General features: G+C 50.6%; 7 protein-coding genes and 1 pseudogene. 2 read left to right on the top strand and 6 right to left on the bottom strand.

Features of this window, described 5'->3' with window-relative positions; all coding sequences use genetic code 11:
• Positions 1-17 precede the first annotated feature (17 nt).
• Positions 18-1,649: an acyl-CoA synthetase gene (locus IPK30_01560; GenBank protein ID MBK8102012.1), complete on the bottom strand. Its 1,632-nt coding sequence runs from the start codon at positions 1,647-1,649 to the stop codon at positions 18-20.
• A 333-nt stretch (positions 1,650-1,982) separates the two neighbouring features.
• Between IPK30_01560 and acnB the strand changes: the two genes are divergently transcribed.
• Positions 1,983-4,580, top strand: coding sequence for a bifunctional aconitate hydratase 2/2-methylisocitrate dehydratase (acnB, locus tag IPK30_01555; GenBank protein MBK8102011.1), 2,598 nt, complete (start codon positions 1,983-1,985; stop codon positions 4,578-4,580).
• Positions 4,581-4,642: 62 nt separating this feature from the next.
• On the opposite strand, the gene IPK30_01550 is transcribed toward acnB, so the two are convergent.
• The 3 genes and pseudogenes from IPK30_01550 to IPK30_01540 all read right to left on the bottom strand — a co-directional run bounded on the left by IPK30_01550 (position 4,643) and on the right by IPK30_01540 (position 9,678).
• Positions 4,643-5,119: a hypothetical protein gene (locus tag IPK30_01550; protein MBK8102010.1), complete on the bottom strand. Its 477-nt coding sequence runs from the start codon at positions 5,117-5,119 to the stop codon at positions 4,643-4,645.
• A 28-nt stretch (positions 5,120-5,147) separates the two neighbouring features.
• Complete coding sequence (locus IPK30_01545) at positions 5,148-6,872, bottom strand: hypothetical protein (GenBank protein MBK8102009.1); 1,725 nt, start codon at positions 6,870-6,872, stop codon at positions 5,148-5,150.
• Positions 6,873-6,882: 10 nt separating this feature from the next.
• A pseudogene (locus tag IPK30_01540) lies at positions 6,883-9,678 on the bottom strand (valine--tRNA ligase).
• A gap of 123 nt (positions 9,679-9,801) precedes the next feature.
• Between IPK30_01540 and IPK30_01535 the strand changes: the two are divergent.
• A complete protein-coding gene (locus IPK30_01535; GenBank protein ID MBK8102008.1) occupies positions 9,802-10,809 on the top strand; it encodes a radical SAM protein in 1,008 nt (335 codons plus the stop codon).
• 4 nt (positions 10,810-10,813) lie between these two features.
• Here IPK30_01535 and mnmC read toward each other — a convergent pair whose 3' ends face one another.
• Positions 10,814-12,043: an FAD-dependent 5-carboxymethylaminomethyl-2-thiouridine(34) oxidoreductase MnmC gene (gene mnmC, locus IPK30_01530; GenBank protein ID MBK8102007.1), complete on the bottom strand. Its 1,230-nt coding sequence runs from the start codon at positions 12,041-12,043 to the stop codon at positions 10,814-10,816.
• Entirely contained in the window at positions 12,016-12,768 is a 753-nt protein-coding gene (mnmD, locus tag IPK30_01525; GenBank protein MBK8102006.1) for a tRNA (5-methylaminomethyl-2-thiouridine)(34)-methyltransferase MnmD, read from the bottom strand. Before mnmD ends, mnmC begins: the two co-directional genes overlap by 28 nt.
• Positions 12,769-12,837: the final 69 nt, after the last annotated feature.

Below are 12,837 nucleotides of genomic sequence, written 5' to 3'. Positions count from 1 at the left end.
CGTAGATGAAGATGGTTTTATTGCACCAGACCAGTGTTGGACAGCGCGTAATCTTTTGCCCATTTGTAATCAGGCTTGCCGGATGGCGAGCGCGCTACTTCGCTAGCGATGTGTAGTTCGCGCGGCACTTTGTAACCGGCAATATGCTGACGCGCTTTTTCTTGCACATCGGCCAGCGTCAGTTTTCTGTTGTCGCGCACAGAAACCACGGCGGTTACTTTGCTGCCAAAGCGCGGGTCTGGTGTGGCGACAACCAGCGCATCAAAAATATCTGGATGTGCTTTCAATGCCTGCTCGACTTCTTCGGGGAAGATTTTCTCGCCGCCGGAGTTGATGCAGTTGCTGCCGCGACCAAAAACAGAAATCGAATTGTCGTCTTCCAATTTTGCTGCATCACCTGTCAGCAACCAGCGTTTGCCATCCACCATCACAAAGGTTTTGTCGGTTTTCACGGGGTCATTGTAGTAACCGGCAGGAATGTGACCCGCGCGAGAGAAAATACCCACTTCACCGGGCTTGGCGTGGCGCATCGGTGTTTCGGTGTCGATGATGACATCCATGAAATCACTTTTGGCCACATTGCCCAAACCGCCTTCGGATTTTTTGTTGCCGCCGTCCATGCCCATTTGACCGGATTCAGAAGAGCCAAATGCGTTAGTGATGAAGCAATTCGGAAAATGTCTTTTGAAATCATTTTGCTTGGCTTCAGAAAATACTGCGCCGCCCGAACCCACATTGAACACGCTGGATAGATCCCACTGGCCGGCGTTTTCTTCCAGTGTATCCAAAAGAGGAATCGCCATGGCATCGCCAACAATTTGTACGGCGTTGCATTTTTCGCGCTCGACAATATCCCACACTTGCGCGCCGTTAAATGAGCGGTGATGGTTCAATACCAATTTGTTGCCCGCCAATAATTGGATGCACGCGTACCACCAAGAAGCACCGTGCATCAGTGGTGCAAGCGCAATACCACACAGCGGAAATTCAGTGATGCGCGTTTTGATGTCTTCCGGTTTTTCGCATTTGCCGTGCGGGCTGAAGTGGCCGCCGCCACCCATCGCTGCAAAGAAAACATTTTCGTGTGGCCACATCACGCCTTTGGGCATGCCGGTGGTGCCGCCGGTGTAGAGAATGAATAAGTCGTCGCCGGCGCGTTGTGCAAAATCGCGCGCGGAAGAACCTTGGTGCACGGCCGCTTCGTATTCAAACGAACCGATGCTGCCCAAATCGTGATGCGTGCCATCTTCCACAGCGACAAACAATTTCAAGCCAGGGGCGGCTTGGCGCACTTCAGCAATCGCGGGTGTAAATTCACGGTGATGAATGCACGCCACCATGTCCGAGTTATCAAAAATATAAAGCAATTCATCTTTAACATAGCGATAGTTCACGTTCACGGGAACGGCGCGAATTTTGAAGCAGGCCAACATGGCTTCCATGTATTCAGCGCAGTTGTACATGTAGAGGCCAATGTGATCACCGGCTTTGATGCCTTGGCCTTGCAGGAAATGCGCAAAACGGTTGGCGCGCTCGTCCAGTTGAGCGAAGGTCACGCGCGAGTTGCCGCACACCAGCGCTTCGCGGTCTGGCACGGTATCCGCCACCATTTCGTACAAGTCGGCGATATTGAATGTTGGCGTGGTCATGCAGGCGTCCTCTGGCAATGCGGAAATCGGAAAGCCGCTGATTCTAGCAGGAGACAGGCAAACAGGGGTGGCGCTGCGGTACGAGTAACGTAGTAGGGGGCGCTGCTGGCTGCGCCCTTGTCAATTGGTCGCGCCAAGGTGGCGCTCCTACAGAAAGGCGCATTGTTTTGTAGGAGCGGCACTTTGCCGCGATCAGTAAAGAGCAGCCCCTGCCAATTCGTACAGTCGCGCATTGGTTTCGTCCTTTCCCTCGCTGGCGCCATTTCTTACAATACGCGCCCGTCGGACGGGCTTGCCGCCGTCCATCCCTGTTTTTTCTGTGAGGTATCCACCGTGCTTGAAGCCTATCGTAAACATGTCGAAGAACGCGCTGCTGAGGGCGTTGTGCCTAAGCCATTGTCTGCCGAGCAGGTGTCTGGGTTGATTGATCTCCTGAAGAATCCTCCCAAAGGCGAAGAGCAGTTTTTGTTGGAGTTGATGACGCATCGCGTGCCGGCCGGCGTTGACCCTGCGGCCTATGTCAAAGCCGGTTTTTTGACGGCGATTGTGAAAGGTGAAGCCAGCTCGCCGTTGATTGATAAAAAGCACGCCGTGAAATTGCTGGGCACCATGTTGGGCGGTTACAACATCACCACGCTGGTGCAGTTGTTGGATAACGCCGAGCTGGCAGAAGCAGCCGCCGCTGAGTTGAAAAACACTTTGCTGATGTTTGATGCTTTCCGCGATGTGGCTGAAAAAGCGAAATCTGGCAATGCGCAAGCCAAAGCTGTAATGCAAAGCTGGGCGGATGCTGAGTGGTTTACTTCGCGCCCCGAAGTACCGCAACAAATTACTGCAACCGTGTTTAAAGTAACCGGCGAAACCAATACCGATGATTTGTCGCCAGCACCGGATGCGTGGAGCCGCCCTGATATCCCTCTGCACGCCAAAGCGATGTACAAAAATCCGCGCGAAGGCATCACCAACACAGAACAGCAGATCAACGAACTGAAGCAAAAAGGCCATCCGGTTGCGTTCGTGGGCGATGTGGTTGGCACTGGTTCTTCGCGCAAATCAGCCACTAATTCGGTGATTTGGTACACCGGTGACGATATTCCGTTTGTGCCAAATAAACGCTACGGCGGTATTTGCATCGGCGGAAAAATTGCACCGATTTTCTTCAACACCATGGAAGATGCTGGCGCGCTGCCGTTTGAATGCGATGTATCAAAACTTAATATGGGTGATGTGATCGTCATCAAACCGTATGAAGGAAAAATTACTAATCAAAACGGTGAAGTGCTGGCCGATTTTAGTTTAAAAACTGATGTGTTGTTAGATGAAGTGCGCGCCGGTGGCCGTATCAATTTGATTATCGGTCGCGGCTTAACTGACAAAGCGCGTGCAGAACTCGGCTTGGAGCCTTCTGCTACTTTCCGTCGTCCGCATCCACCGGCTGATAGCACAAAAGGTTTCACACTGGCACAAAAAATGGTGGGCAAAGCCTGCGGCGTGAAAGGCGTGCGCCCCGGCACTTATTGCGAACCAAAAATGACCACCGTTGGCTCGCAAGACACTACCGGTCCGATGACGCGCGACGAATTAAAAGATTTGGCGTGCTTGGGTTTTTCTGCGGATTTGGTGATGCAATCTTTCTGTCACACTGCGGCGTATCCCAAGCCGGTTGATGTAGAAACACACCACACACTGCCTGATTTCATCATGACGCGCGGCGGTGTTGCGCTGCGTCCGGGCGACGGCATTATCCATTCATGGCTCAACCGCATGCTGATGCCAGACACCGTCGGCACCGGCGGTGATTCGCACACGCGCTTTCCGATTGGTATTTCTTTCCCAGCTGGTTCGGGTTTGGTGGCGTTTGCGGCGGCAACAGGCGTTATGCCTTTGGATATGCCGGAATCCGTTTTGGTGCGCTTCAAAGGTGAAATGCAGCCCGGCATTACCTTGCGTGATTTGGTAAATGCTATTCCTTACGCGGCGATTCAAAAAGGATTGTTGACCGTTGAGAAAAAAGGCAAGAAAAACATTTTCTCTGGTCGCATTCTGGAAATTGAAGGCTTGCCGAAATTGAAAGTGGAGCAGGCGTTTGAAATTTCTGATGCATCCGCTGAGCGTTCTGCCGCAGGCTGCACCATCAAATTGGATAAAGAGCCGATCATCGAATACTTAACTTCTAACATCACCATGCTGCGTTGGATGATTAAAGAAGGTTACGGCGATGCGCGCACGCTGGAGCATCGCGCCAAAGCGATGGAAGCGTGGCTGGCGAATCCGCAATTGATGGAAGCAGATAAAGATGCCGAGTACGCAGAAATTATCGATATTGATTTGAACAACATCAAAGAGCCGCTGTTGGCTTGCCCGAACGATCCCGACGATGTGAAAAAACTCAGCGATGTGCAGAACACAAAAATCGACGAAGTGTTTATCGGTTCTTGTATGACCAACATCGGTCACTACCGTGCGGCGGGTAAATTGTTGTCGAATGTGAAAGACGGTTCATTGCCCACCACGCTGTGGATTGCACCGCCGACGCGCATGGATGAGTTCCAGCTCAAAGAAGAAGGCTACTACGGTATTTTTGGTGCCAGTGGTGCGCGCACAGAAATGCCGGGCTGTTCGTTGTGCATGGGCAACCAAGCACGCGTGCGCCCTGGCTCTACTGTAATTTCAACTTCTACGCGCAATTTCCCGAACCGTTTGGGCGATAACACCAATGTGTTTTTGGGCTCGGCAGAGCTGGCGGCAGTGTCAGCGGTGGTTGGCAAATTGCCAACACCAGCGGAATACTTGGAGTATGCGGGTAAGCTGAACACGATGGGTGCGGAAATTTATCGCTACCTGAACTTCAATGAAATTGAATCGTTCCAGCACGCGGCAGAGAAAGTGAAAGCGATCAAAGTGACGCATGTGCAGGAAGTGGTTTTGTAAAACCATGAGAGCGGGCGGTTGTTAGAAAACACAAACCCGCTTCGGCGGGTTTTTTTATGGGCTTATTTTTTTGGTGGCTTGAGTTGCCAAGAGTATTTGTCTTTGGTCGCTGCGCCAAAATACAACACGCCAGCGTTGCGCCAAGCGTCTAGCACAATGCCGCTCTGCCATGGCTGATCTTTGCCGACAATAACAATGGCATTGTGTTCCAGGATTTGTTTGGGTCTGGCTTGCACGCGATACATCTGCCAATACGGTGCCAGTGCAGGTTGTACAGCTACAGAAAGATCTTTGGCGTATTGGTAGCACAGCCCGCGCTGTTTGGTGCCGGAGTTCACTTCAATGTTGTGCAGCCAGGGCGCGAGCGCGACATCGTAATCTTCGCGTAACTGGCTAGCCGTATTGACAGCAGTTTCCGCTAACTGCTGCGCTGCTTGTGGTGTGCTGTCTGGCGCTAGCTGCTGTAATTCTGAGCGCAAATGGTTTGTGCGTTGTTGTTTTTCTGATGCATTTTCTATGCGGTGAGCGCAGCCAACCAATAATACAATGCACGAAAAAAAAAATATTCTACCGAACATGGTTGAGCGGCCAGCGGTACACAGGCGGAAGATCTTTGTAGTTGATGATGCGTAACGCAGGGTTGTTGAGCAGAGGTAGCAAGTCGTTGCGCAAAAAAATCATATTGGGCGTGAGAAGTCGGTTGTAAGGTAGCGCTGTTGCGTTTGATACAGGAAAGCCGCCTTCTCGATGAATAAGCGTGTAGCCATAAGGTTCTAGTGTTTTGCCGAGTTTTTGTGTCATGTCATTTAGGTCGTAAATAATGTCAGGTGCGACAACGCCACAAGCTTGTTGCAATACAGGAAGATGATTAAAAAAGTCGCGGTACCCCCAAAATAAACCTTGTGGCGCGCGAGGAATGCCGCGTAGTTCTGGACATAGCGTTAAGCTGCTTTCCACCAAGCCACGCAAGTCACGAAAAACAACCTGCCCATAAAACTTTTGTGCGGTGTAGTAAAACACCATGCCAGCTTGTCCCGACATGAAAACGATTGGTCGATTTAGCTGTTGGTGTAGAGGCGGGATAACTTCTGCCAGGTGATCAATCACGGCCATGTCGCGCACATGCTCCTGATTGAGCTGTTCAAATACACCGTAGCGCGCATCGTGTTCTGGCTTAATGTGCGTTTGTATCCATGCAGGAATGCCGTGAGATTGTTGCGTAATTACCGGCAGTTGTAAAAGAAATTGCCCAATAATCAAAAGCAGCAGAATTGCATGAGTTAAAGCGCGGTAGGGTATTTTTTGTACGGCATGCAATATCAATAAGGCGGCGAGAGGAATAATAGGCACAAAAAAGCGCGATGCTTGCATCCAGTCACCGCCGGCTGTCCAAATAAATCCTGCGTAGGCTAGAAAGCTGCAAAGTAGAATGGCTTGTAGAAAATCGAGCGGCTGTAGTGTCTTTTTACACCAAGATTTTGCGAGAAAAAAAAGCATTGGGGCAGACAGTAGCAATACGAATATAGTGATAGGGTTGAGTACGCCACCAAATATCATGTAATAAGTGCCGCGCTGCAGTTGTTCGCTAAATACACCGCCTTGCTTGGCAACGGCAGGCAGCGGCAACCAAGAATTAAAATACCACTGCTGCCATGCAAACAACGCACAAGCTGCGCTGAGGGTCACGGCAAACAAAATCCATGCGCGTTTGCATTGTTCGGCTTGGCGACAACAAACAATAACTAGAGCTGATGTAATGGCTGTAATAACAACGGGTATTTCTGGGCGCACTAAAACCAGTGCGAGCGTGACGCATAATATTTGCCAAAAATATTTACCTAAAACTAGCCAGCGCCACCAACAAAAAATCCCAAGCAACAAGCATAGGGCAGTTAATGGTTCACCCATGCCGCCAAATGACCACAATAAAAAACTAGCACTGCTGAATAGTAGTGTGCCGGCGTAAGCGGTAAGTGTCGGTGCGTATTGCCTTGCGATGATGGTGGTGAGTACGGCGCAGCTGAAGGCGGCTGCTATATCAACGAGATAGCCTGTAGTGACGATGCTGCCTTTGGTGATGAAAACCAATGCTGCGGTGATGAAATCCTGTAGCAGGCTCGTGGTTTGTTCGACGCGCTCACCGTTGTAATTTACCAACTCGCCTTGCGTGAGCAGGGTATGCACATTCCAGAAGTTGATGTGTGAATCGTCGTGGCCAGTAGAACCGTAAACAAAAAAACCAAGCACCAACCAGAATGCGTAAAGTGTCGGCAGAGCTAGTTGGCGCAGCATAGTTTTGTCATTACAAGACGCGTATGGCGTCCTGTTGTTCGCGCAGTTTTTGTAAAGCGCGCTCATTGTCAGCTAATTTTTCCCGCTCTTTGGCAATCACATCCGGCGGAGCTTTGGCGACAAAGCTGTCATTGGATAATTTGCTCTGCTGGCGCTCACAATCTTTTTGCAGCTTGTCGATTTCTTTTTGCAGGCGCGCGAGTTCTGCATTTTTGTCGATCAAGTCGCTCATGGGGATGAGAATTTCCAAGCTGCCGACCAGTGCTGTTGCTGCCAGCGGTGCTGTGGCATTAGCGGTGAGCCAGTCAATGCTGGCGATATTGGCGAGCTTCATCAGAAATAATGGATAGGCGGTGAGTCGTGTGCGGTCGCTGTCGTCGCCGTTGCGCAATAAAACGGGCAGCGGTTTGCCTGGTGGGATATTCATTTCACCACGGATATTGCGAATGCCGAGAATCACTTGTTGCAGCCAAGTAATATCTGCTTCGGCTTGCGCATCGGTTTTTTTGGTGTCGAATTGCGGGTAGCGCGCCAACATAATGCTGTCACCTGCTGCGCCAGCGAGCGCTTTAACACGCTGCCAAATTTCTTCGGTGATGAACGGCATCATCGGGTGCATCAAGCGCAAACTGGCTTCCAGTACGCGAATCAGTGTGCGGCGCGTGCCGGTTTTCTGTGCGGCAGTAGCATTGGTATCGTTCAAAACGGGTTTGGATAATTCCAAGTACCAATCGCAATACTCGTTCCAGAAAAACTCGTACACGGCTTGCGTAGCCAAATCAAAACGGTATTGCGCGATGGCTTCAGCGACTGCTTTTTCCGCCTGTTGCAAGCGCGAAATAATCCAGCGGTCAGCGAGAGAAAGTTCGTAATCGGTAGCGCCGTCTTGTCCGCAATCCTGCTCTTCGCAGTTCATCAACACATAGCGCGAAGCATTCCAGATTTTGTTGCAGAAATTGCGGAAACCTTCGATGCGCCCCACATCAAACTTAATGTCGCGTCCGGTGGATGCTAACGACAAGAAAGTGAAGCGCAGCGCATCAGTGCCGTAGGCGTTGAGGCCGTCTGGAAATTCCTTGCGCGTTGCTTTGGCGATTTTTTCTGCCATCTGCGGCTGCATCATGCCGGCAGTGCGTTTGGCAACCAGCGCTTCCAAATCAATGCCGTCGATCAAGTCGATAGGGTCTATGACATTGCCTTTGGATTTCGACATTTTCTGGCCTTGCGCGTCGCGCACTAGGCCGTGGACATACACGGTCTTGAACGGCATCTGCGGCGTGCCGTCTTCATTTTCATGAAGTGCGTGCTCATCATTATCATTCTGGCTACCCAGAAGAAAATAATGTCAAACCCCGTCACTAAAACATCGGTCGGGTGGAATGTTTTTAACTCGGGTGTTTGTTGCGGCCAGCCCAGTGTAGAAAAAGTCCACAGCGCTGAAGAAAACCAAGTGTCGAGTACATCTTCGTCCTGACGCAAAACCACATCGTTGCCGAGCGCATGTTTGCTGCGCACTTCCTGTTCATTGCGGCCGACATAAACATTGCCGTTCTCGTCATACCACGCAGGAATGCGATGTCCCCACCATAACTGACGCGAGATGCACCAATCTTGAATATCGCGCATCCACGAGAAATACATGTTTTCGTATTGCTTGGGTACGAATTGGATGTGACCGTTCTCCACCGCAGCTATCGCTTCTTTGGCCAGTGGTTGGGTGGAGACATACCATTGATCGGTGAGCCACGGTTCAATTACCACGCCAGAGCGATCACCGCGTGGCACTTTTAAATTATGCGGCTCAATTTTTTCTAACCAACCTTCCGCTTCTGCTTGCGCAACAATTTTTTTGCGAGCGGCAAAACGATCCAGTCCTTGATAGTCGTCGGGAATGCCGAGATCGGCAGCAGCAATAGCGGCATCGCGATCAAAAATATTGAACAGCGGTAAGTTGTGACGCTTGCCGACTTCGTAGTCATTGAAGTCGTGCGCGGGTGTGATTTTGACAACGCCGGTGCCAAATTCTTTATCGACATAATCATCGGCGATGATTGGCACCAAGCGACCAGTGATGGGTAGTGTGACTTGTTTTCCAATTAGATGTTGATAGCGTTCATCTTCTGGGTGTACGGCTACCGCAGAATCACCGAGCATAGTTTCTGGGCGCGTGGTGGCAACGACTAACACATCGCTGCTGCCATCGACGGGATAGCGCAAATGCCACAGAGAGCCGTTTTCTTCTTCGCTGAGCACTTCCAAATCTGAAATCGCGGTGTGCAGTTTTGGATCCCAATTCACCAAGCGTTTGCCGCGATAAATCAAAGCCATCTTCATGCAAACGCACAAAGGCTTCTTGCACTGCTTCGGATAAACCTTCATCCATGGTGAAGCATTCGCGCGACCAATCTACGGATGAACCAAGTCTGCGAATTTGTTGCGTAATTGTGCCGCCGCTTTCTGCTTTCCACTCCCACACTTTTTCTAGAAATTTTTCGCGACCGAGATCGTGGCGCGTGATGTTTTGTGCGGCGAGTTGGCGCTCCACTACCATTTGTGTCGCGATACCGGCGTGGTCCATGCCCGGCTGCCACAGCGTGTTGTGCCCCAGCATGCGGTGGTAGCGGGTGAGGGTGTCCATTACCGAGTTGTTGAAGCCGTGCCCCATGTGCAGGCTGCCGGTGACATTCGGCGGCGGAATCATGATGGTGTAGGGCTTGCCTGCGCCAGCGGGTTTGAAGTAGCCCTGCTGCTCCCACTCGGCGTACCAGCGGGCTTCAATGGCGTTGGGTTGGTAAGTTTTATCCATGGTGATAGCGGTAAATAAAGCCAAAAAACGGCTGATGATTATACCGTTGACCGAAGGGCAAATGGTTACTGCGGGGTGGATGTGTTAGGTTCTCACCCAAGGCATTAGGTCTGGTTCACGGTTATGAAGATCGCCAATCGCAATATCGATATTGAGTTAACGAATCGCTGCAACGCCACTTGCGATTTTTGTCCGCGCGAAAAAACACCGAAGCAAGGATTTATGAGCCTTGATGTGTTTGATCAGGTAATTGATCGCGTGTTGGCATTGGGTAGCCATGCGAAAGCCTCTCTCACAGGGCTGGGTGAACCCATGCTGCATCCACATTTTCTTGAGTTTGTCTCTCATGGCATTCAGCGTGGATTAAATGTAGATATTGTTTCTAACGGCTCGCGCTTAACGCCTGCGTTAACCATGGGGCTGCTAGATGCTGGTTTGAAAAATGTAACTTTCAGCGTGAGTGATATTGGTGCGGCTTACGATCAAATATATGGCCTGCCTTTTGAGAAGACGCGCGACAACATCTTGGAGTTTGTCCGTCAATCGCGCGGGCGCTGTCATGTGCAAATTACCGTGGTGCGCCACGATGGTAATGCACATCAAATCGACGAAATTACTCAGTTCTGGCAGCAGGCGGGAGTGGATTATGTGCATGTGACGCGCGAAGAAAATCGCGGTGGTTCACATGATAAACCGTTTCAGTTTTTAGGTAACCGTACGCATTGGCGTGAGGCTGTTGATGTTTTGCACAACAAAGGATTTACAGAGTTGTGTGCAATTGCATTGTATTCAGTATTTATCGGTTGGAACGGTCAATATTATTTGTGTTGCCAAGATTGGGAAAAGAAGGTGCCACTGGGTTCGGTGTTTGATTTCTCTATTGAGGATATGGATCCTGTAAAGTTGGCGATTAACCGCAAGCAAAAGGGTATTTGTCAGACATGTAGCATGAATCCGGTCAATGAATTGCGAGAAGTGTTATTTGATATTGATCAAGGCTTGCGCGGACGCTTTGCAATTGCCAATAAAGTGAATAGTTTGTGTAGTGGCGCGCAAAGATTGGAAGAGTTGACCCAGCTGTTGCAAGCGCATGGTGAATTCGAGCAAATTATTGCGGTATCGGAAGAGTAAGGTTTTACCGTCCTGCGTGCGTTTGCACCAGCTCCCGAATCACAAACCGCGCAGGAGCCAAGGCTTGCTGAATGTCTTGCGGCAACGGTCGTGGTTCGTGCAGTAATTGCGCAGCTAATAATTCTGCGGCGAGTGGGATGTAACACAGCCCGCGCCCGCCAAAGCCAGTAAAAACCCACAAGCCATTCATATAGCTGCCAGTATTGTTGATAACAACCTTGGCGTTGTGGCGCAGTGCGGAGTAATTGCGTAAAAATATTTCACGATTGGGCAGTGCGCCAACCATCGGCAAATGATCGGGCGTGGTGCAGCGCAACGCAGCGCGACCATGCAATTTTTCGTTCTGCCATGCGTTGTGCAGTGTCGGTGAAATGGCGTTGAGCAGGCTCATGTTGTGTTGCTGTTCGCTGCTACGCAAATCGGTGGCGGTGTCATCGGGAATAAAGCTGGCGCCAAGGCAGTGTTGCTGTTGGTGTGCGGGTGTGAGGTAGCCTTCATCGCACACCACGCAGCACAAAGTTTCGCTCAGAGTGTTGGTAGGCAGTTGCGTGATTTGCCCACGCACAGCGCGCAGTGGCAGCCAAGCGGTTTGTGAAAATTGTTTGGATGCATTGGCGCAGGCAATGATGATGTGCTCGTTGTCGCGCTGTAGCTGTGCAATGCTGCAGCCAAATTTTGTGTTGATATTGGGATGATCTAACAGCGCCTTGCACAATTGTTGTGGATTAATCCAGCCGGATTGCGACAGCCACCAGCCGCCGCGCGTTAACGCAATACCGCTGATTTGAGATGCCTGTTCTGCATCCATCCATTGCGCCAGTTGCGCGTTATTTTTCATCAAATCCAACAAAGATGGATCTGGTTTTTCTTGCAGTTGCAATAATCCGCAATCGTGAAATGCAGTTTTGAGATGGGGTTTCTGGTAGTGCTGTAGTGCAAATTGCAAACTGGACAAACTAAAGCGCGTCAGCGAGGCATTGTTGGCAGAAAGTTTGGTGTACAGCGCACCTTGCGGATTGCCGGAGGCTTCTTGCGCGGCCTGCGCGTGCTGCTCCAAAACAGTGACGCGTATTCCGCGTTCAGCCAGCGCGTGCGCAATATGACAGCCCGCTAAACCCGCTCCAATCACGGTGATGTGTTGTGGTTTTGCTTGTGGTTGCGCGTGCAGCAACCACGGTGTTTTATTGATGATGGTGTGCGATTTTTTTAATTCAGTGAGCGTGGCGACAAGCATTTCGCGTTTGCTGCCATAGCCTGATATTTTTTGACGGAAAATCCTACGGCCGAGAGATCACGCCGCACTTGCCCTGCGGCGGTGAAGGTGGCGAGTGTGGTGCCAGTTTTTGAGAGTGAGGCAATCTGCTCAATTAGTGTGTTTTGCCACAGTTGTGGATTTTTGGCTGGCGCAAATCCATCCAAAAACCAAGCGTCCACATGCCACGGGTTTTGTGCAAAAAAATCGCTGTGTTGGCTATCCAAAAGTTGTGGCAGTGTTTCCTGTGCATCGCCGAATAGCAGCAACAGCGTGACGCGCCCTTGCGCCAAACGCACAACATGAAAACCGGGCAATAAATTTGGATAGTGTTGCAAAAGTTCTTCACTGAGCGGTGCTAGCTCCTGCCAGTGTGACAACGCGCGCTGCAAATCTGCGTGCGTGAGTGGATGCAATTCGGTGGAAATAAAAAATAAAGTGGCATTGGGTGGCGCAGTGTCTAGCCACAACTGCCAGGCCAATAAAAAATTTAAGCCGGTGCCAAAACCGGTTTCAGCAATCACAAATTTTGATGATGGCGGCAGTTGCCGCCAGCGCTCGCGCAAATGATTGCCATCGAGAAAAACATGGCGCGATTCCGCAAGACCGTTGTCGCGTGAGAAATAAATATCGCCAAAATCAACGGCTTCTGGCGTGTCATCGCGCCAGTGCAGTTGTGCGGGTATCAAAGGTTTGCGTGTATTCACAGGTTTTTACTTGGCATAACGAAGAATGGCTGGTATGGTCGAAAAGTACCTACAGCAAATAACAATACT

The organism is Cellvibrionales bacterium (genome assembly GCA_016713115.1).
Taxonomy (GTDB): domain Bacteria; phylum Pseudomonadota; class Gammaproteobacteria; order Pseudomonadales; family UBA7239; genus UBA7239.
This window is presented reverse-complemented; position numbering and strand designations above follow the sequence as displayed.

Excerpts from the sequence above, each read along its gene's own strand:
- IPK30_01560 (MBK8102012.1), bottom strand. The coding sequence starts at position 1,649 with ATGACCACGCCAACATTCAATATCGCCGACTTGTACGAAATGGTGGCG.
- IPK30_01545 (MBK8102009.1), bottom strand. The coding sequence starts at position 6,872 with ATGCTGCGCCAACTAGCTCTGCCGACACTTTACGCATTCTGGTTGGTG.
- IPK30_01535 (MBK8102008.1), top strand. The coding sequence starts at position 9,802 with ATGAAGATCGCCAATCGCAATATCGATATTGAGTTAACGAATCGCTGC.
- mnmC (MBK8102007.1), bottom strand. The coding sequence starts at position 12,043 with ATGCTTGTCGCCACGCTCACTGAATTAAAAAAATCGCACACCATCATC.